At 43.9% G+C, this 19,691-nt stretch carries 18 protein-coding genes; 10 read left to right on the top strand and 8 right to left on the bottom strand.

What is annotated here, in order from left to right:
* Position 1: 1 nt before the first annotated feature.
* A complete protein-coding gene (locus tag KS2013_RS11270) occupies positions 2-580 on the bottom strand; it encodes a DUF1285 domain-containing protein (RefSeq protein ID WP_068993928.1) in 579 nt (192 codons plus the stop codon).
* A complete protein-coding gene (gene tusA / locus KS2013_RS11265) occupies positions 581-832 on the bottom strand; it encodes a sulfurtransferase TusA (RefSeq protein ID WP_068993925.1) in 252 nt (83 codons plus the stop codon). It lies immediately after the preceding gene.
* A gap of 184 nt (positions 833-1,016) precedes the next feature.
* On the opposite strand from tusA, the gene KS2013_RS11260 reads away from it, so the two are divergent.
* Complete coding sequence (locus KS2013_RS11260) at positions 1,017-1,493, top strand: Dps family protein (RefSeq protein ID WP_068993922.1); 477 nt, start codon at positions 1,017-1,019, stop codon at positions 1,491-1,493.
* On the opposite strand, the gene KS2013_RS11255 is transcribed toward KS2013_RS11260, so the two are convergent.
* Both KS2013_RS11255 and KS2013_RS11250 read right to left on the bottom strand, forming a co-directional pair.
* Positions 1,494-3,281, bottom strand: a complete 1,788-nt coding sequence (locus KS2013_RS11255; protein ID WP_156768999.1) for a tetratricopeptide repeat-containing diguanylate cyclase — start codon at positions 3,279-3,281, stop codon at positions 1,494-1,496.
* A 318-nt stretch (positions 3,282-3,599) separates the two neighbouring features.
* A complete protein-coding gene (locus KS2013_RS11250; protein ID WP_068993916.1) occupies positions 3,600-6,809 on the bottom strand; it encodes an amidohydrolase family protein in 3,210 nt (1,069 codons plus the stop codon).
* A 380-nt stretch (positions 6,810-7,189) separates the two neighbouring features.
* Between KS2013_RS11250 and KS2013_RS11245 the strand changes: the two genes are divergently transcribed.
* From KS2013_RS11245 to KS2013_RS11230, 4 genes are all read left to right on the top strand, one after another.
* On the top strand, positions 7,190-7,492 hold the full coding sequence (locus KS2013_RS11245) for a hypothetical protein (RefSeq protein ID WP_068993915.1): 303 nt from the start codon (positions 7,190-7,192) through the stop codon (positions 7,490-7,492).
* 80 nt (positions 7,493-7,572) lie between these two features.
* Positions 7,573-8,046, top strand: a complete 474-nt coding sequence (locus KS2013_RS11240) for a hypothetical protein (protein ID WP_068993913.1) — start codon at positions 7,573-7,575, stop codon at positions 8,044-8,046.
* A gap of 210 nt (positions 8,047-8,256) precedes the next feature.
* Positions 8,257-8,871, top strand: a complete 615-nt coding sequence (locus KS2013_RS11235) for a hypothetical protein (protein ID WP_068993910.1) — start codon at positions 8,257-8,259, stop codon at positions 8,869-8,871.
* Positions 8,872-8,943: 72 nt separating this feature from the next.
* Positions 8,944-9,459: a hypothetical protein gene (locus tag KS2013_RS11230; protein WP_068993908.1), complete on the top strand. Its 516-nt coding sequence runs from the start codon at positions 8,944-8,946 to the stop codon at positions 9,457-9,459.
* Positions 9,460-9,629: 170 nt separating this feature from the next.
* On the opposite strand, the gene KS2013_RS12170 is transcribed toward KS2013_RS11230, so the two are convergent.
* Positions 9,630-10,280, bottom strand: coding sequence for a DUF998 domain-containing protein (locus KS2013_RS12170; RefSeq protein ID WP_068993906.1), 651 nt, complete (start codon positions 10,278-10,280; stop codon positions 9,630-9,632).
* A gap of 402 nt (positions 10,281-10,682) precedes the next feature.
* Between KS2013_RS12170 and KS2013_RS11220 the strand changes: the two genes are divergently transcribed.
* The 4 genes from KS2013_RS11220 to KS2013_RS11970 all read left to right on the top strand — a co-directional run bounded on the left by KS2013_RS11220 (position 10,683) and on the right by KS2013_RS11970 (position 15,549).
* On the top strand, positions 10,683-12,383 hold the full coding sequence (locus KS2013_RS11220; RefSeq protein WP_228703678.1) for a hypothetical protein: 1,701 nt from the start codon (positions 10,683-10,685) through the stop codon (positions 12,381-12,383).
* 141 nt (positions 12,384-12,524) lie between these two features.
* Positions 12,525-13,910: a DEAD/DEAH box helicase gene (locus KS2013_RS11215; RefSeq protein WP_068993902.1), complete on the top strand. Its 1,386-nt coding sequence runs from the start codon at positions 12,525-12,527 to the stop codon at positions 13,908-13,910.
* A gap of 180 nt (positions 13,911-14,090) precedes the next feature.
* Positions 14,091-15,389 (top strand): hypothetical protein, encoded by a 1,299-nt coding sequence (locus KS2013_RS11210; RefSeq protein ID WP_068993900.1) that lies wholly within the window; start codon positions 14,091-14,093, stop codon positions 15,387-15,389.
* A 16-nt stretch (positions 15,390-15,405) separates the two neighbouring features.
* A complete protein-coding gene (locus KS2013_RS11970) occupies positions 15,406-15,549 on the top strand; it encodes a hypothetical protein (protein WP_156768998.1) in 144 nt (47 codons plus the stop codon).
* A 254-nt stretch (positions 15,550-15,803) separates the two neighbouring features.
* Here the strand turns inward: KS2013_RS11970 and KS2013_RS11205 are convergent, their stop codons facing one another.
* Positions 15,804-16,922 carry a serine hydrolase domain-containing protein gene (locus KS2013_RS11205; protein WP_068993898.1) on the bottom strand — a complete coding sequence of 373 codons (1,119 nt, stop codon included), beginning with the start codon at positions 16,920-16,922 and terminating at the stop codon, positions 15,804-15,806.
* 4 nt (positions 16,923-16,926) lie between these two features.
* Positions 16,927-18,366: a serine hydrolase domain-containing protein gene (locus KS2013_RS11200; protein WP_068993895.1), complete on the bottom strand. Its 1,440-nt coding sequence runs from the start codon at positions 18,364-18,366 to the stop codon at positions 16,927-16,929.
* Positions 18,367-18,520: 154 nt separating this feature from the next.
* On the opposite strand from KS2013_RS11200, the gene KS2013_RS11195 reads away from it, so the two are divergent.
* Positions 18,521-19,156 (top strand): DUF4124 domain-containing protein, encoded by a 636-nt coding sequence (locus KS2013_RS11195; protein WP_068993891.1) that lies wholly within the window; start codon positions 18,521-18,523, stop codon positions 19,154-19,156.
* A 179-nt stretch (positions 19,157-19,335) separates the two neighbouring features.
* On the opposite strand, the gene KS2013_RS11190 is transcribed toward KS2013_RS11195, so the two are convergent.
* On the bottom strand, positions 19,336-19,662 hold the full coding sequence (locus KS2013_RS11190) for a hypothetical protein (RefSeq protein ID WP_068993888.1): 327 nt from the start codon (positions 19,660-19,662) through the stop codon (positions 19,336-19,338).
* Positions 19,663-19,691 lie beyond the last annotated feature (29 nt).

Below are 19,691 nucleotides of genomic sequence, written 5' to 3'. Positions count from 1 at the left end.
GTTATATCGTACCCAAACTAAAAAATTCACCGGCGGAAACAACGCCCAAGTGTTTTTTGTCATCAATAATCCGTTCCTCTGCCATCTCGACCAATTGATAGAACACATTACGATGAATTAATGCATGGAGGTTACGTCTGACCATGACATAAGGAGAAGGCTCTCCTGTCCGACTATCCTGTTCTACCCAAAGAGGGTTATCGGAACTTAGTGGGATTGTGTTATCACAATTATCGGTAAAGACGATAACGGGGCCTTTGTCAGTATCTTCCACTTTCATTCTGGTAACCAGGAAAGGTGCATCCTCAACTCGAATTCCGAGCTTTTCCACAGGAGTTACCAGGAAATATTGGTCGTCTTCTTTTTTCAAAACGGTAGAAAAAAGTTTTACCAGACGGTGCCGCCCGATGGGAGAGTTTTGGTAGTGCCAACTGCCATCGCGTTTAATTACCAGCTCCATATCGCCACAGAAGTCGGGATTCCATTGATCAACGGGAGGTAGCTTGTTACCTTCCTGAGACTGATTAATCTGACTCAGTATGTTATTAAAACTGGTGTTAGTGTCTTGTTCCTTACTCAATTAGGGTAACCCTTTTTTGATTAAGTATTTATATGGCATTTCGTCGGTACTGCTTGCCAATAACTGATGATCCATAAAAGTACAGAACTTGGGTATATCCCGCGTGGTTGACGGGTCGTCAGCGATCACAAGCAAGGTTTCGCCTTCCTGCATTTTACGCACGTTTAGGCGAACCATCATTACCGGCTCCGGGCAACGTAGACCCAGTGCATCGAGTTTGCGATCGAAACTGTCAAAGTTGATATCTGTCATGAAGGATCAATATATATGTTATAACATTAAAAATTGTGCGAATTTTAGTCTTTTTAGCCACTTATCGGAAGTAAATTGACGAATTATAGTCAGAATGCATTAAGTTGGTTTAAAGGATTAATTTTGTTAATTTATAAATATTCGTTATAGTAAATGCATAAATTAACGGAAAGGAGATTAATAGATGAACAAGGCAATCAATATTGGAATTGACCAAGGTGCTCGTGAAGAGATTGGTCAAGGTTTATCTCGCTTATTAGCTGATACTTACACACTGTACTTGCAAACTCACAATTTCCACTGGAATGTGAAAGGTCCATTCTTCCAGCAGCTACACGTATTGTTCGAAGAGCACTATGTTGAATTGGCTGAAGCGGTGGACGAAATTGCAGAGCGTATTCGTGCACTGGGTATTTTATCGCCAGGTACCTACCAGGAGTTCTCTAAGCTATCGAGCATTGAAGAAGTTTCTGGTGATATCAGCGCTGAAGAAATGATAAGCCGTTTAGTAGACAGTCATGAAACGGTAGTTAGAACAGCGCGTGAAGCATTAGAGGTTGCACAAGAAGCGAGTGATGAGTCATCTGCAAGCCTCATCGGTGATCGCTTAGTCGTACACGAAAAAACGGCTTGGATGTTGCGCTCACACTTGCAAGACTAATCAGTCTTCATCGGGTTCATCATTAAAGGTCGAAACCACTCGGTTTCGGCCTTCGTTTTTGGCCTTATACAATAATCGGTCGGCCCGATTAATAACCATATCTAAACTTTCATCGTCCGGCATATACTCAGTCACACCGAAACTTGCGGTTAAATGAATGCCTTCGTCCAGATCACGGAAGTCTGCATCAGCAAACTGCTTGTTCAGGCGATCAGCAATCTGAACAGCTTCTTGCACCTTGGTATTGGGCAGGATGACTAAGAATTCTTCGCCACTAATGCGGCCAATGGTGTCGTCTTCGCGAAGCGTATTGCGAGTAATCGCTGCCAGCCTGCTGATAACTTTATCACCCATGCGATGACCAAAGCGGTCATTAATAGTTTTGAAGTGATCGATATCAAAAATGATGAGACTGTAAACCGATCTGCCGCCTTCACTTTTTTGGTGCTCACTGTCGAGCTGACGGAACATTTGTCGACGGTTGGGTAACTCGGTCAGGTTATCGGTAAGAGCCATTTCTTCATTCTTTCGTGCAGCTATGCGGTATTTAATAACTAACCAGATACCAATCCCTATCAGGATTAACAAAAGAATAATCAGAGTAAATAAAATGATGTTGTACTTTTTATACTTCTTAACGTACTTAGTATTAATCTGGTTTTCTTTTTCTAATAGCTTATTTTCAAAAGAAAGGCGTTCCTGATCGAGCTGTTCCCGCGATAGATTGGAAACATAGGTCAGGTTGTCGTTAAACGTCTTACGATAGGTCTCGTATGATTCCTGTAGCAGCTCGTAGGCGCTTTTATAGTTTTCACGGGCAGCACTGATTTCTGAGCGGAGTCGCTTTAAATAAAAGTCATCAAGCGCGGCAACTTTTTCTGCGCTGATAATCGCTTTATCCAGATGACTCTCGGCTTCATCTATTTCATCCAGTTTGAGGTAGGCATAGGCAAAATCAATATGTAGCTCATAACCGAAAAGTTGTTCGCCTACCTGTTCCTGAAGCTCCTTAGCTTTGACTAGTTCGGAAATGGCATCACGATAATCTTCGGTGTTGGTATACACGCGAGCTTTTACCTGATGAGCAAAAGCCTGAAGGGGGACATCACCTTCTTGAATGGCAAGTACTCGTGCCTTTTCGATCAATTCCAGGGCCTTGTCGTATTCTTTATTCATACCATAAGAATCGGCAAGGTTGGCATAGAAATAAATGTTGCTAACCAGTGCCGGGTGACGCTCCATCACTTCAACCGCCTTCTTGAAGTACATGATCGACGACTGGGTATCGTTTAAAAAGCTGTATAGGATGCCGAAAACATTATAAGTTTCGGAGATAAGATAAGGATCGTTCGCTTCAAGCGAGTAGTCCAAAGCTAACTCGAGTAATGGAATCGTTTCCTGGTACATTGATAATAGAGAGCTGATATAGGCTTGTTCTAATACCAGGTCCCCGAGTTTATTCAGTCCCCACTTATCTTTAACTTCATTATAAAGTTCTTCAGCATCGTCAAGAGCTTTGACCAGATCACCTTCGCTACGGAGTACAAAGATATTGACGTAGGTATATTGGTTCTTTAGACGGCTGTCGTTGACACTTTTCATCAGAGGCTCAGCAATGGATAGATACTCTCTGGCTCGCAGGGCTTCACCATTCAGGATCTGATAGTTGGCCATTAGAATATTTGCCAACGCTTCGGAATGATTGTCGAGTTCGGATCGATTTAGCAGGTTGTTAATTTTTAGGAAAAAAGCTTCTTGTTTACGCTCTGGAACCGATAGGTTCGACATATTATACAGCTGCTGCTGTAGGGCCTGGCCTTGGTTAATATTGGATTCTGAAGCGGAAAGAAGTGGGCCTTGAACGTTATTAAAAACATAGGCAAACACGTTACAGCTACATAATATTAAGAAAATAAAGAGGCTTTTCCTAAGAATGTACACGTGCTTCCTTTATATTAATTAGTAGTAATAAATCGCACTGTACACTAAAGCGCTTAAAAAATGAATAACCGAGCAATGCAAAAGCGCATTGCTCGGTTAAAAATATGAACACGATCAGACATGATGCATATTATTACAAACTGATACATGCTCAAAGAGAGAAACTTACTCAAAAAAGAATGAGTTACGATCTTTTTCCTCAGGTGCAATCTGGTTCATTGTCTCGGCTTCATAAAGCTTACCGTTCAACATTACCATGTTAACTTTGTCTGAGTTTCGCAGGTTTTCCAGTGGGTCAGCATCAAGGATAACCAGGTCAGCTAATTTGCCCGCTTTGATAGACCCAATTTCTGAATCCATACCCAGCATTTCGGCACCATCGATGGTACCCGCACGCAGTGCTTCCATCGGTGTCATACCCCCCTGGCCGAACATCCACATTTCCCAATGCGAGGCTAGACCTTCGCGTTGACCGTGAGCACCGAGAAGTACTTTAACGCCAAGGTCCTGCAGTTCGGCCGCAACCGTTGCGTTATTGATATGGTTATAGTCCTCGTCTGGTGCTTTGAAGCGACGACGTGACGCAGGCTCCAGCACATTACGTGGAACAAACTTGCTTAGAAGCGGGTGTTTCCAGACGTCAGTTTTATCGTACCAGTAACGCTCACCCCAGATACCGCCGTAAGCTACGCCAAGCGTCGGTACATAGTCCGTATCAGCCTGACTCCATAACTGCTTAACGTCATCATAGATATGAGCCACCGGAATCGAGTGTTCGATTGTCGTATGGCCATCGATAATCATGCTCATGTTGTGCATGAACAGAGAGCCACCTTCTGGCACTACAAGCAAACCAGTTTCGCGAGCCGCCTGAAGAATTTGTTGACGCTGATCACGGCGAGGCTGGTTATAACTCTTAACCGAGAATGCACCGGCCGCTTTCATACGCTCAAGGTGATTCGTAGCATCATTCATTCCGTCGACTTCAGCCGTAATATAGTGGTTCGCACCATACAGAATCGTACCCGTAGAGAAAATACGTGGCGCTGTAATTAAACCGGCTTTCTGCATTTCACTCGCCGAGAATACCGCTTCGGTATCGGCTGATGGGTTGTGCGTCGTGGTCACACCAAACGCCAGAGAGGCCATGGCGCTCCAGTTAGTCTGAGGCTGGATTTGATCGTTAGCGTAAGAGCCGTGCCAGTGAACGTCGACAAGGCCAGGGATAATGGTTTTGCCGCTAACATCAATGGTTTCTGCACCAGAAGGAATCGACACATCTCCACGTTTGCCGACAGCTTTAATGCGGTTATCTTCAATCACAACCACGCCGTCTTCGATGACCTGTTCGCCTTCCATCGTGACAACTTTAGCGCCAACCAGTGCTGTCAGGCCTTCTGGCTTAGCTGCTTTAACCGGCATAGCGATTTGAGTCGCCTTGGCTTCAGGAACTTCGGCCTCTTCTTCGTTGGTATTACTGCCGTTTGCTAAGAAATCAAATCGATCTGATAGCTTCTGCTGATAAAGCGTTGGGCCGAGTGACCACGAAAGCTCCGTACCGTCTTCTGACCATGCGAGGTTCGCACCCGAGAAAGTCGAGAATTTCTTGACCGGTAGGTTGCGTGCATCAGGGCCGGTGGAAATGGCTTTGCCGCTTTTAACGAAAGGCGTGACGTAAACCTGATAGCGTTGAGTGAACGCAAGCCATTTCTGATCAGGCGAAATAGCAAAATCAGAAATCCAATTGCCCGCATAATGTTCGCGCTCTTCATGACCAGCTAAGTCAGTACTCACCAGCTTACTTTCATAAGTCTCACCGTGTGGAACCGTTTTGCTGAAGAAGACTCGATCCGATTGACCAGCAAAGAAAGGGTTGGAGCCAGAGTCGCTGACTTTAGTCACTTCTTCTTCGTCCAGATCAACGCTGAATATACCCGTGTCTTCTGAGTACAGTGGACTCGTAATATAGCCGCCACTGATCGCCTGATAAACTGCGAAGTCGCCATTCGGGCTGATGCTAGGGTTGGTGTAATGCCCCGGCTTTTCAGAAATTACGTCGCCACGACCACCGCTGGAAGAAACGATACGTACCGTACCCAGTTTCTCGTCGTCCCAGGTGGTGTAGATAATATCGTCGCCATCAGGAGAGTAGCTTGGGTATAGCTCAAAGTGATCATTCTGACGCGTTAAACGCTCAGGCTTACCGTTAGGTAGATCCACTGTGTAGATTTTACCAAGACTCTGGAACACGGCCTGATCGCCTTCAGGAGATACCTGTAGCCAGCGTAGCATTTTTGCGTTAAAGCGCTCTTCGAATGCAGGGTTTTGCTGTTTAACAGCAGTACGCATTTCACGACGATCCTTAACTTCGAAAGGAATCTCTTCGACTTCTTTCGACTCGACGTCGATCTTGTGTACTTTACCCGCAGCCCAGAACACGATCTGTTCGCTGTCTGGAGTCCATGAGAAATTAGGATAAACCCCGTGAATCGCCCAGGTTTCCTGCATATCACGTTCTAAGTCTTTATAAATCGGGAACTCAGCACCAGATTCACGATCTTTCAGGAATAATGCTGACTTACCGCTGATTCGACGAACGAATGCAATGTATTTGCCATCTGGCGAAGGCTCTGGACGTACCGCGCCACCAGGACCATCGATCCAGGTTTCGGTTTCGCCCGTGTCGCGATTGATCGCATAGACTTCATAAATCTGTTTAGTCGAGTCTTTGCTGTACTCGAAATATCCGCCCGGAGTCGAGTCGCGCGAATATAGCACATACTGGCCATCAGGCGTGAAGGCTGGTTCGCCCAGATCTTTCTGTTCGTTCGGGCGCTTGTTTAACTGAACGCCACTACCGCCAGACTTGTGATATAACCAGATTTCACCGGCACCCAGCGAGCGTGTGCCTGTGAAGTGTTTACGAGCCGCGATATAGTCACCGTCAGGGCTCCATTTAGGGTTGTTCAACAGGCGGAAATTTTCTTTAGTTACCTGAACCTGGTCACTACCATCCAAATCCATAATCCAGATGTTGTCGCCGCCGCCCTGATCCGAAGTGAAAGCCAGCTGCTTACCGTCCGGAGAAAAGTCAGGCTGCATATCCCATGCCATACTGTTGGTAATGTTCGTCGCCTTACCGCCAGAAATCGGCATAGTATAGATGTCGCCTAATAAATCGAAGGCAATGGTTTCGCCATCCGGGCTAACATCAAGGTTCATCCAAGTACCTTCAGTCACGTTTAATTCGGCAAAGATTGCTTCGCCGGGAGGATTGTTCACGTCCCACTTAGCCTCTTCTTTCTTCTCCTCAGCCTGCGCCGCGAAGCCCAAAGAAGCCACTAAAAGGCCGCTTATCATGGAATATTTATGCATTGTCACATTCTTATAAAATGGTCCGAACATAGCAATATAAAGACTTGGCACGCAAAGGGCAAAGAAGGGCGGGATAAGTTTTGTCGAAAATTGTAAGAAAAGGTTAATCCGCTAAGCAGGGTACTGAATTTCCGATGATTTTGACTCAAATAGGGGCATGCAGTAGTCTTAACATTCAATTAATAAAAAGAATAGAAGAAACTGGAATAGCTTGTAGGAAAAAAGCCACTTAGTACCGAAAAACTCGGAAATCAGAACGATAATGTACTAGATGGCCGCCTTTACTATGGTATTAGCCACTTTTTTGGAACTGTAAAAATACTTCCTTATGAATTATAGGGTTACAAGCCAATTCTGGTATTCTTATGTTAAGTGTCTTTATGGAAAATGTGAATATTCCACAGATAATACAAAAAGCAATGCTTGGAGAGGTTCCTGCAACACTTAGGTTTCTTTATGCCTATATGTCATCAGATACATTGCATTTTCGTGCTGTATTCACCGACGATGCACCTGATGACCATCTTGAGTGTGCAAGTGTAGTGCTTGCTGAAGTACTAGCCTGTTTCTCTAGTGAAATAAAGTTGCATGAGTCTATTGAGCGAGATAGCTATGCTCATTGGAAAGTTGGCTCAGGAGAAAACCTGTTGTTTTTGAGATACGGCGAGCTAAGTGACACTTAACAAGAACGCGCAGTGGATTGATTACGCTACGCTCCACCAACCACTGGCGTAAGCGTTATATAGAAACATAGAGTCTTGATATGGAAAATAAAGAAAAAATAGAAATATTAAAAATTGAAATGACTTTGATTCAGAGTACGTTAGATAAGTACGATGATTTAATTTTCAGAAATAGGAATTTCTTTATTACTCTTTGGTTAGCATGTCTGGGTTTGTCTTTTACAATTAAATCGACTTTTGTTCCTAACCTTGCAGCTTTCCTTTCGATACTGTATTGGTTTTTTGAGGGTATGATGAGACATCAGTATTGGTTTAAATATGTAGATAGATACCGTTTCCTAAGAGACACACTTAATTCTAGCACGCCAGAATTATCAGAAATATCTGTATATGATCTTACTAACAAATATCATCGAAAAGATGTTTCTGTATTTCAAAAATTAAAGGCATGTTTTTTTAAATTAGAACCTACAATTCTCTTTTTACTTATGGGAGCTGGTGCTTTATTAATCTGGTACTTTGTAAGTAAAGGTGTTATTTCTTTTCCGAATTGAAAGTAGTAAGCAAGCAGGTTGCACCTAGGGGCAGACACGGGTCAGTTATTGAACCCCAGCTATGCTATATGGAACTTCGCTGATTGTATAGAATGCATTAAATTAAGGATAACTCATCGCTTTTTATCATTTATAGTATACGGCTAGTTTCAGCCTATCCTATTAGTTGTATCAATACGAAAGGACACAATATGAAAACAAGGAGGCTGTTTGGATAAAGAATTACTACAAAAAATAAAGGGGCATCATGGAGAGTTTCTCTGCGAAGCAATTGGTTCTGAATCCAAAGAAAAGATAGTAAGGTTCAAGCACCATATAGAACCTCCCCAGAGCAGTTTCTCAGTCCCAAATATAGGTGGACTAAGAGAATTCTATGATTTGGCATCATCGCTCACCCTGTATTCTTGTGAGAAAGATAATGAAGCAGCTTTCTATATTGCAAAACCAGAGCAATGGGAAACTCTTGAAAACGAATTTTCAGGCTGGACAAATATGCTCGATGAAGATGAAAAAGAGGCGGTGCTACCAGACTGGTATGGGGAACATATAGTAATTGGAGAAATTCCTGCTAGCGGAAACTATATTCTAGTTATTACTGACGGTTTTGAAGCAGGAGCGACATATGAGTTTGAACATGATGGCTTTGAGTTTATTAAGCTGGGCAACTCTATTACTGACTTTGTTCAAAAGGCATTAGATCCTGATGAGGCAGCCTTTACAAATATGGCGTCTCATATGCGATTTATTGATGGCGAATCCGATCAGCAGTGGTGGGCTAGGGAGCTGAGACATCATCACGGCAAGGTCATCACAAACAATGTCTAAGCCAAATTTATGGAATGGATAATAGCAGGTTTTCTGAGGGACTTTGTAACCGGGGTATAATGGGGAAAGTTGATGAGATTTTTATATGTTTTGATAATAGCTTCCATACTGGGAGTTGGAGCTTCATGGCTAATAAATTACTACATTAAATCCAAGTATGAAATTGATGAAAATGTCACAAAAGAAGCAGTAGAAGAAATATACGGGGAATTACTGGGTAAAGTTGAATCTCTGTATTACATCGAGAGCGAAGAAAAATTAAAGAAAAAGATAAACGAGCTTAACAAAAACTTTCCCACAAACCTGGGTGTATTAAAATTGAAACAGAGGGATAAAGGCATACAGCATTACAGCTATGGGGTTAACTATTTTAGTTACGAACGAGAAATGTACCCCCACTCTTACTTTTATACCGACTCATCTTTAAGGCGTTCTCCAGGTCTAATGCGTGGTTATGTAGAGAATCGAGAGGGGGATGAAACTGATTCATTAAAGTACGAGCGAGTGATAAAAATAAATGACCAAGAGCTCGATATTGAGTTAGTGGTTGATTATCAAAAGCTGCAAAGTCTTGTAGAGGAATTATAAAAAATTTTGCGAGAACTAGTTGAATAGGATGCACGCAGGGGCAGGCCCGGCTAGCGTTAGCGAAGCCCATCGTTTTAAGCATGTTTTCATCTTGATGGGTTACGGCGATTGCCTAACCCATCCTATAAACTGCGAATCTCTAACCGGGTCTGTTCCTTAGGTGCTACCTATTAAGCTTCTCTTTGGTGCGCGTTGCCACAGGATTTATAAATACTTACGCCATACCACACAGTCATTAATAGGATAAATATCCGCTGAGTTAATCCTATATATCCATGGGGATCAAACTGTGTCAGCATTAACCACATATAAATCATTCCTAGAATTGCGGTAATAATTGAATAAACTTGAAACGTATAAGAATTAAGTCTTTCTTTAAACTCGAGTGCAAAGATTATGGGCACTAATGGGCTGAAAAAGGCCATGCCATACAATCCATGCAAAGGACTTCCCATTTTATACAAGCCATTGAATATCATCGCGACACCAAAAGCTAAGGACGGTATGGAGAACCATGCAAACCGTTTTAGAATATAAGAAGCACCTATTGAATATACGCAGACTGACAGGCCGAGACAGATACTGATTATTTGTAACACGAGAGGCCATGGCGATGAGTATAAACTGATGGTACTGAGGTGTTGGGAGATTGAATCATGTCCAGGCGCTAGCAGTCCCACGATTATTAACGCAGCTCCCCAGAGTGGTATGGATATTCCTTGGTAAAAAGAAAAGTTAAGTAATTTTTTCAATGTAAATTTCCCTTTGGTATTTTTTTTGCCAAAGGCACTATAGCATTCTTCCACGATTTTTAAATACATGGTTTAACTGCAATAATAACTGAACTGTGTACGGTAAACGGATCAGTACAGGTTGCTCAGAGTGCTCTATCACTCTAATCGATTACACAGAAAACTCTTAAAGAAAACAGTATACTCCGCACATAAATAACAGGATTTAGAACAATAGGTGTTATGGATATGAAATCAAAATTTATTCCTTCGTTTAGTTTGGGGCAAACGAGCGGGAAGCGTTTCTACACGACAGCGATTGCGGGTCTCATAGGTTTAATGATGGCAATCCCGGCGGCCAATGCTGTCTGCACGACGCCTCCCGGTGGTGGTACTTCTACAGCAATCTGGGATGCCCACATGAATGAAATCGCCAGTATGGGTGAAATCGAGCCGGTGGATTTTCAGATCGGCGATCAGATGATTTATCGGGTGCGTAAGCGTAGTGATAGACGCACCAGGGATAGCGTGCTGGAACATCTGCGAGCAATTGCTCCGCGCATTGAAGAGTTTCAACGTTATTTCCCGACTGCCGCGGAGCGTGAGGAAGCTCTGGAACGGGTAGAAAGCGGAGATGAAGATGAATTGAAGTATGTACCGACTCCTCCCGATCGTCCTGTCTTGCTAGTTGAAAGCGACCTTGACCTTTTGGGCAGTACCCTGGCGTTCACAACCTGTGCCGAAAAAGGGGAAATGCATGATTTAAACAGTTTCGTCGAAGTGGATGAGGATGGGGAAGTAATAGAGCGTGCAGTCCCGCTGCCAGAGAGCCTGTGTATAGTTGCCGTTCGATCGCATACCATCGACAGTGCCGAGGAGATGCGCTTTGTGCTGGCTCACGAGTGGGTACATACGATGCAGAGCGGTTCTTATGACTTTACTGAGAAGCCATTGTGGTGGCAGGAGGGCTCTGCGGAGTGGGGCGCGCATAAAGTCATCGAAGGTTCTGATATTCGAGATCATAAGATTGAGCAATTCTTTGATCGCCAGCCGGAATGTTCGCTGACTCAACACAGTTATGACGCCCAGCCATTCTTTTTCTGGGGTGAGCAGGAATACGGAACCGACTGGGGGATCTCTTTAGGCATGGCTGGACCGGAATACCTGAAATACCCACGCCGTGCTGCGGAAATTCTACCACCAGCGCAATGGCTGGAGTGGGCGATAGCTCAGGCTGATCAGAGTATCACCATGCCCGATGGTCGACCTTTACCACACAAGGCAGAGTTCGAGCCGCTAAGGATTACCGGTTCTTGCGAGACGACCATCGAGGGGCCGCCGCTGTCGGTACAGTTGCGCGAAGTAACCTTCCCGGAAGGCGCTGCGTCGCCATTAACCATTAATCCAAATGGCGCTCAATTGGCCTATCGCTATGTGGTAGACCCGAATGGAAGTGGTGAACCCAGTAAATGGGCGCCAGTCTCTGATACGACCGAGCTGGAACCGCCAAGTGGCCCGATGCAAATTGCCGCCATCATGCCATCGGGCGAAGATCTAAACGTCACCATGTCGCTGGATAATAGCGGGGGCTTAACCTGCGCCTGTCATATTGGCAGTTGGATGGAGCAGGCCACGGCGGATGATGAAGCCGAAGATACCTTCGATGGCGCGCTCGAAGCAATTGAGATGTACCGCGGCATGGTACCGCCGGATCAGCTTGCTGAGTTGGAAAAGGCCAAGCAGATGATCCAATCGTCGGACACCAAGGACCGATTCCGCTTTCGAGGAGCTGCCGAGCAGATTTTTGAGCTGGGTGGTGAAGGAGAGGTCACTTACGATAACGATGGCCCGATAGTCACTTTTAAGCCTGGCGGTTCGTTCATCATCGAAGATCCTCATACGCTTACAGACGGTAAAAGTACCGTTAATTACAATACCTATATCCATTCCGGTGAGTGGATAATTGAGAACGGTGTGCTAAAAATTGACCTGCAAGACTTTACCTACAAGGGTACAGTCGAAGGCCCCGTGTCGGATGGACCACAAACCTTCGGGGGCAGCAATAAACACTCGTCCTACGTCGGCGGTGGTGGCCAGTGGATTGCCTCTTGCGATGATAATGGCGTAACGCTAATACCAGCCGACGAAAGAGAACGCGGCCCCGGCAAAGATGCCGTTTTAAAGGCAAGGTAAGAAGTTGAAAGTGATATTGTAATCAAATAGGATGCACCCAGGGGGCAGGCCCGGTTAGCTTCAGCGTAACCCATCTTTTAAATTAGGAGTTTACTGGCATAACCGTTAAACTAGTGGCCTATTGCACTGATAAAGCCTTTGATGACCTTTTCTAACCTTAATTTGATCCAACCCCTTCTCGATGCCTTGCACAAGAGCGGCTACGAAAAACCTTCCCCAATCCAGCAGAAAGCGATTCCTCTGATCCTCGCTGGCGAGGATATTATGGCGGCCGCGCAGACGGGGACGGGTAAAACCGCGGGTTTTGCGCTTCCTATGTTGCAGAGGCTGTCGGAGGGTAAAAGGCCAGCGGGGAATTCAGCGCGTAGTTTGATTCTAGCGCCGACGCGAGAGCTGGCGGAGCAGGTACATCAGAGCGTACAAAAATATGCCGCTAACTTATCGCTAAAATCCATGGTGGTGTACGGTGGTGTAAAAATTAATCCACAGATGCTGAAACTACGAAAAGGTACGGACGTGCTGGTGGCGACACCAGGGCGATTACTGGATCTGATGGAAAAGAATGCCGTGCGTTTTGATGATCTGGAGCTTCTAGTCCTGGACGAAGCGGATCGCATGTTGGATATGGGCTTTTTACCGAGCATTAAACGTATTATCGGAAAACTGCCTAAACAGCGCCAAACGCTACTTTTTTCTGCGACCTTCTCCGAGTCAATTAAAAAATTAAGTCAGCAGTTCCTAAACAATCCGAAACTGATTGAAACGGAAACCACCAATACCACCGCGTCAACGGTCAAACAGTGGATACACCCGGTCGATAAAAAACAGAAAGCTGCCCTGCTGAGCCATTTGATCGAAGACCATCGCTGGCATCAGCTGCTGGTATTCGTCAGAACGCGCCGAGGCGCGAACAGGTTAAGCCTTGCGCTGGAAAAGCGCGGCATAAAAGCCACCTCGATTCATGGCGGTAAAAGCCAGAACGCGCGTAACCGTGCGTTACAGGAATTTAAATCGGGCAAGGTTCATGCCTTAGTCGCGACCGACGTCGCTGCACGCGGGCTCGATATTGATCAAATGCCAGTGGTAGTGAACTACGATCTACCAAACGTCGCCGAAGATTATGTTCATCGTATTGGCCGTACCGGTCGTGCCGGAGAAAAAGGCCACGCAATTTCCTTAGTCAGCGCCGATGAAGTCGATGATCTAAAAGCGATCCAGAACCTGATCCAAAAACAATTAGAAAGAAGAATTGTCGACGACTTCGAGCCGATTCATTCAGTTCCTGAAACGGATCTAAAAGCCGCAAAGAAAAAGAAGCCCCATAAAAAGAAACTGGCTAAAGCAAAGCTGAAAGAATCAGGCAAAAAATCAGGCAGTAATAAAGATAAAGGAAGCCAACCCAAAAGAGGCAAGAACGGTTATAAAGGCAAGTCAGCGAATAAAGGAAAATCTACAGTTAAAAGAAAACCGAGTAAGAAGAAACCGATCAATAAGAGTGCGAATAAAAACCGGAACAAAAACGGTTAACGAACTCGGTATGTCATTTAAGTAATAAATGGGGCGAGTAAATTGTACTCTACCCCATTAATTTTGTATACGTTGAAATGACCGTTTAACGTGTCAACTATAAGAGGCTTTATTAAATTAGCGGGTTAGTGGTAAGTTAGTACTAATGAACGATAAAAATAAATAAAAAAGGAGATAATAATGACAGCAGAAGTAGCAGTGATTAACCAATATGGAGTTGCTTTAGCCGCTGATAGTGCAGCAACTTTAAATAATGGAAAAGTATACAATACAGCAAATAAATTATTCATGCTTTCTAAATATGAACCTATAGGAATTATGATCAATGGTTCAAGTCACTACATGCATGTTCCTTGGGAAACTTTAATAAAAGACTTTAGAGAAGAGCTTAGGGACGGTGTATTTAGTACTCTCTCTGAGTATGTAGAGCATTTTTGGTCATACTTAGAGGTTGGTAATGGGAGTAAATACTTTACTGAAAATGTACAGAGAAGTTTATGTGAGAAGAGAGTGGGGCAGCAAATCGAGTCACTAAAGAAGTTAATATTGAATTGCTTTGATAAAGAGCTAGATCAAGAGCTTGATTATCAGAAGTTGAAAGCTCGAGCATATGAGTTGACTTTACAATTGATTGATAATGAGAAAGAAAAAGCTAAAGAAGGTGAGATATTAAAAAACTTTAATGATGAAGACAAAGAGAAGTTCATAGAAGAGTATTCAGATACTGTTATTGATATGTCTAAATCAATATTGGGTTATGCGGTTGAGCAGTTCAAAGATGAAGATTTTAAAACTTTAGTCGATTTACTCGGAGAATTAATAATTCGAAGAAGTTTTATTGTATATAGTGAGGTAGTAATAGCTGGATACGGGAAAGAAGAATTATTTCCACAACTTCAGGCTTTTAATGTCGGAGTAATGTTCAATAACAAAATAAGAAAATCTCAATCTTCTATCCATGAAAGCACCAACGAAGAAGGCTGCCAAGGCGATGTAATTACATTTGCACAAACCAACACTGCTAGGAGTTTTATAAGAGGTGTAGATCCAATTCTAGAAGGGTATATATATGAATATAGTAATACACTTAAAAATCAATACATATCTTTATTAAAAGACAGTGGTGCACTGCAAAAGTTAGCGGAAATTGAGTTTGATACCGATAAGCTAGTAGAAGAAATGAGTAAATGTGCGGAATCCAGTAAAGAAGATATTTCTAGCTATATTGTTAGTGAGCACTTAAGCCCAATGGCAAGTGTAATAAACTCTTTACCAAAGAATGAGTTAATAGAGATGGCAGAATCATTAGTAAGTATGGTAGCATTAAGGATGAAAATGTCAGATGCTGCAGAATCCGTTGGTGGTCCTGTAGATGTTGCAGTTATTTCGAAAGGTGACGGTTTTGTTTGGGTTAAAAGGAAGCATTACTTCAAACCGGAGTTCAATCGACACTTTTTTGATAACTATTATAGGCATTAACGCAAGGGGGAAAACTATGATGTTAGGAACAGAAACTAAGAAGGAAAAAAGCCGCAAACTAGATCGTAAGGATTTGATAGAGCGTCGTTTTTTCAGAAATGAAAATAAAAAAATGGAAGATTCTACCCAAGTTATGGAGAATGCTTTAAAGAGCTGGTAGGAAAGAACTAACAAAATTCGTAGCTACAAAAACGCCATTCTTATGGCGTTTTTTTTTCAAGCACATTATCGACAAACATCCTTCATCAAATGCAGGATCAGCCCCGGTGAGCCAAGTCCTTTAACACTAGTAGTGCCACCTATAGTCGCTGTAGCCTTGTATGGAGTTTGCTCCGCCCCAGATCATGACGAGTTGTTTGTGCTTTAATGCAGATGCGCATTGCACGGTTGTATCAAGACTATAGACTTCAAAAGTTAGTGGTAAGGGTAGGGTTCGTCAAGATAACCCAGGATTTGTTTAGCGAATTGCGAAGCAAAAAACTTGTCGGTGTTACTGAACATGACGATGCCAAAGGGTTTGTCTTGGTAGAAGTGACAGTAGGCGCGAGTGTCGCCATTATTGCCGGAGTGGGCAAAGCGGATTTCGCCGTCGACTTCCCAGTAGGGGAAGAGCAGGCTTCGATAGTTGCCGTTCGGTACTTTGGGTAAATCGTTTTGCAGTGCTAGAGATTGTTGGGCAAGATTCTGGTTTTGTTCTTGGCTGTGGTTTTGGTGCTGCATGAGATAGAGCAGGAATTGTGCGTAGCTCTTGGCGTCGGTGTGTAAACTGCCTGCCGAGCCAAACCAGTCGGCTGGGCCTTGCGAGCTGTTGTCCGTTGGTTCACCGTTTCGGTGCGAATAGGCTTTGCGTTTTGCGTATTCTTCTTTCCAGGTGAAGGCCATGTCGCTGGTGTCGAAGTAGCTGCTGTTTTCGTTACGAAAGTATTGGTCTAGTTCAATATCCGACAATGATAGTTGATAGGCCAGGGCTCGCTTAAGGTATTGATAGGCTTCGCCAGAATAACCGTATTGGGTTCCCGGTTTAAAGGTAAAACGTAGCTTGTCTTTTTTGTTGTTATCTTCTGATTTTTCACGCCAGTTCACAAAGCCCGAACTGTGATTAAGGATCATCCGTGCGGTTAACAGTTTGTGGTTTGGATCCTGAGTATCAATCTCATCGTCCTGATAATATTCGGCAATAGGCTGGTCGAGATTGATCACGCCTTTCTCGGCCTGCTGTAAAACAAAAAAGCCGAATAGCGGTTTAGAAACCGAGGCAGCCTCGAATAAGGTATCAGGCGCGACAGGCTCTTTGGTGAGACTATTTTTTACGCCAAAGTTTTTGCTGTAGGTTAATTCGTCGTCAGTAATGATAGCGATAGACAGCCCCGGGATATCATGCTGCTGCATTTTCTGCTCAACAAACTGTTCAAACTCCGCGACCTTAATGTCTCTGCCGGTACTGGTCTTGATGGTTGGCTGCACTGGTTTAGTTGTGGCGCAGGAGCATAGCGCCACAGCAAAAATATAAATCAACTTGTTTAAGGGATTCATGCGGCTACATCCTGTTCGCGGTGGTTCTATCGCCGTTAGCTTTCCAGATTGTGACCTGATCTAAATTGTCTTCATCAAAAATAATTTTTAACGAATTGTCTGGCGATAAGAACTGATTCTTGGCGATAGGAACCAGCAAGAAGCGTTCGTTATTGATTTGCATATAGAAGCCATCTTCTTCATCGCTGAAGTTCATGTAGTTACCATTCCATTCGAACTGACGCGAAATCTTTAGCAGGTCAATGGTTTCGCCCTGATACACGTCATAAGCTTCAGGTCTGAAGTAGTCCCACTGGTACTCTTCGGCGACGGCTCGTTGAATATGATCAAACAGGTCCTGTGTGTTATCGCTGTTAGTCATGACTACGATGGCCTGCTGGTTATTGACCGAGCCAAAGACAAAGGAGGTGAAGCCGGGGTTATGGCCTGTGTGGCGGAATACAATATCATCTTTCCACGCCCATAGCGCGAAGCTGAGTCTGTTACCATCCTGATCAAAAATTTGATTGGTCAGCTTCTGCGATAAAAGCGTGTTGGTTCCTGCGTGATGATCATTTAACAGGGTGATAAGCCATCTGCCTAAATCATTCGATGTCGCCCAGAGTCCGCCAAGCGCTTTAAAAGAGTAGGCTCGATAAGGGTACGGTTTTTGGTTTGCAGAATACCCGGTTGCTTTCTTGTCTTTCAGATGAGCTGCGATAGGTTGCTGAAAAGAACTGTGGCTCATGCCTGAAGGTTTTAGAACCAGCTCATCCAGCGTCTCTACGAAAGATTGTTGCGTTACGTCGGTCAGCAATTCTTCCAGCACTAAATAGCCGGGGTTGGAATATTTATAACCGTAGCCAGGCTCATAGATAAGTTTCGCTGGCTGATCCTTGGATGGTGCTTCTCCGCTTAGCATTTGTTCCACCGTCGGCATCTGCTCTTTAGGAGAATAGCGTGAGTGGAAGTATCGATTAAAACCCGCGGTATGGCTGATGAGCCTGCGCAGTGTTACTTTTTCATTCTTGGTATATTCGTTCTCGGGAACTGTCCAGCCTTTAAGGTACTGATTAACGTCGCTGTCTAAAGTTAGAACGCCTTGATCGACCAAAGCCAGCGCCGCAGTGGCCGAGACGGGCTTACTGACTGAGCCCGCAGCGAAAACCGTGTCCTTGGTAACCTTGGTTTTATTCTCAAGATTGGAGTAGCCATAGGTTCTGGTCCAGGCGATTTGCCCTTTATCAATAAAGGTCATGCTCAGGCCCGGAATCTTATCCCTCTGCATAAAATCCTGAATCGATTTGCGGGGCGTTTTGCCTTTAATGGAATAAATCGGCGTTAAGTTTTGTTCGATATTGTTGGCGCGAGAAGACTGATTGTCTGTATCTTGAAGTTCCTGCTTTGCCGCAACGTAACATGACGACACCAAAAGTGACGTCAAAAGCGCATAGATGATCCTCATTCCCCATATCCTTTTTACTGCTATTGTTAGTTATTAAGATGCGCTTGGTCAGTAAAAGGTTTAGTTGTGAAAAATAAGCCAAATAGGTTTTATGGCTTCAAATATCATAATCTGTTGGGTAGACTTGAATCATAACTATATACAAGGAAGTGTAATGCGCTATTTAATCGGAATACTTATTGGAATGTGTTTTGTCTTATTATTTTTCGGCATATTCACTATCTATCAATATTACGAAATGGATCGTAAGTATAAAGTTAAAGAAGTACCAAGCCAGAAGACGGTTCCGCCGAATAGGAACTTACTCAAAGATCCGCAAAAACCTACTCAGAAACCCGTAATTAAAAATGAGAACGTTACTACTATCAATAAAAGGGAGCCGTCACTGTATACCTGGAAAGATGAGAAAGGAAATGTAGTCATTTCAGAGAGACCACGTACAAAAGGGGAATACCAGAATTTAGAGTTGTCAGAAGATGGTTATAGCGTGGTTGAAATGGAAAAAGCAAAACCAATGAGGCGTGAAGAGCGTAGGACAAGTTCAAGCTATAGTGATAAGCCTCTTAATCCAACCATTCTGAAGCAGCAGCTAGTCGCTAGAAATAGCACAGCAAAATGTCGTTGGCTGGTTGGTCGTGCTTATGAGCTGCATACGAAGATTAATCAACATAGCGGTGCAAACCGAAGTATTCACTGCGATGAGCTCTCGGAAAGAATTGGTGAGATGAATAAATTAAGGAGGGAAGGAGAGAGTTGCTATTTCCCTTATGGTTATTCGGCTAAGTGTTAATGCGGCAGTACTTCGCAGGCGAACAGCTTAATTGGCTTACTTGAAAGTGGATATTATTCGTACATTAAGCGTTTTATCATTCAAAGGTTGTACCCAGAGGGAGAGCACCGGGTGAATGTATGAACCCTAACACTTGATATTCGTTGGGCATCGCTATGCTTAGCCCAACCTACTTATACTTACCAGCTGATACCAAAAAAGTGGATGCACATCAGAACCGCGCCTACCACGACAATGGCGAGAACAGCTAGTACTGTGAAAAAACGGATAAGGTGATGCGGGTGTTTCGTCACCATATAAATTGCAAGCACTAAACCAAGTGCGCCGCCAAACAGAGCACCATAAAAAAGATAGGCGAAGTTACCGAGTCCGTGTCCGCCGAGGTCATCGAGGAGGCCCAAACTTTGGAGAAAAGGAAGTAATAAACCGCAGGCGATAGCCAGCAGGACAGATGCTAGTGCAATGAGCAGAATGTTTTTCAATATAGTCAAAACGGGCTGACTCATTAGATTATGATTCCCTCCCTGATAGTTGT

The organism is Kangiella sediminilitoris, from assembly GCF_001708405.1.
Classification (GTDB): Bacteria; Pseudomonadota; Gammaproteobacteria; order Enterobacterales; family Kangiellaceae; genus Kangiella; species Kangiella sediminilitoris.
This window is presented reverse-complemented; position numbering and strand designations above follow the sequence as displayed.

What these genes read in the sequence shown, in the direction of transcription:
- KS2013_RS11240 (WP_068993913.1), top strand. Translation starts at nt 7,573, where the DNA reads ATGGAAAATAAAGAAAAAATAGAAATATTAAAAATTGAAATGACTTTG.
- KS2013_RS11200 (WP_068993895.1), bottom strand. Translation starts at nt 18,366, where the DNA reads ATGAGGATCATCTATGCGCTTTTGACGTCACTTTTGGTGTCGTCATGT.
- KS2013_RS11195 (WP_068993891.1), top strand. Translation starts at nt 18,521, where the DNA reads ATGCGCTATTTAATCGGAATACTTATTGGAATGTGTTTTGTCTTATTA.
- KS2013_RS11250 (WP_068993916.1), bottom strand. Translation starts at nt 6,809, where the DNA reads ATGCATAAATATTCCATGATAAGCGGCCTTTTAGTGGCTTCTTTGGGC.
- KS2013_RS11205 (WP_068993898.1), bottom strand. Translation starts at nt 16,922, where the DNA reads ATGAATCCCTTAAACAAGTTGATTTATATTTTTGCTGTGGCGCTATGC.
- KS2013_RS11215 (WP_068993902.1), top strand. Translation starts at nt 12,525, where the DNA reads ATGACCTTTTCTAACCTTAATTTGATCCAACCCCTTCTCGATGCCTTG.
- KS2013_RS11260 (WP_068993922.1), top strand. Translation starts at nt 1,017, where the DNA reads ATGAACAAGGCAATCAATATTGGAATTGACCAAGGTGCTCGTGAAGAG.
- KS2013_RS11230 (WP_068993908.1), top strand. Translation starts at nt 8,944, where the DNA reads ATGAGATTTTTATATGTTTTGATAATAGCTTCCATACTGGGAGTTGGA.
- tusA (WP_068993925.1), bottom strand. Translation starts at nt 832, where the DNA reads ATGACAGATATCAACTTTGACAGTTTCGATCGCAAACTCGATGCACTG.
- KS2013_RS12170 (WP_068993906.1), bottom strand. Translation starts at nt 10,280, where the DNA reads ATGTATTTAAAAATCGTGGAAGAATGCTATAGTGCCTTTGGCAAAAAA.
- KS2013_RS11190 (WP_068993888.1), bottom strand. Translation starts at nt 19,662, where the DNA reads ATGAGTCAGCCCGTTTTGACTATATTGAAAAACATTCTGCTCATTGCA.
- KS2013_RS11255 (WP_156768999.1), bottom strand. Translation starts at nt 3,281, where the DNA reads ATGTCGAACCTATCGGTTCCAGAGCGTAAACAAGAAGCTTTTTTCCTA.
- KS2013_RS11970 (WP_156768998.1), top strand. Translation starts at nt 15,406, where the DNA reads ATGATGTTAGGAACAGAAACTAAGAAGGAAAAAAGCCGCAAACTAGAT.
- KS2013_RS11210 (WP_068993900.1), top strand. Translation starts at nt 14,091, where the DNA reads ATGACAGCAGAAGTAGCAGTGATTAACCAATATGGAGTTGCTTTAGCC.
- KS2013_RS11245 (WP_068993915.1), top strand. Translation starts at nt 7,190, where the DNA reads ATGGAAAATGTGAATATTCCACAGATAATACAAAAAGCAATGCTTGGA.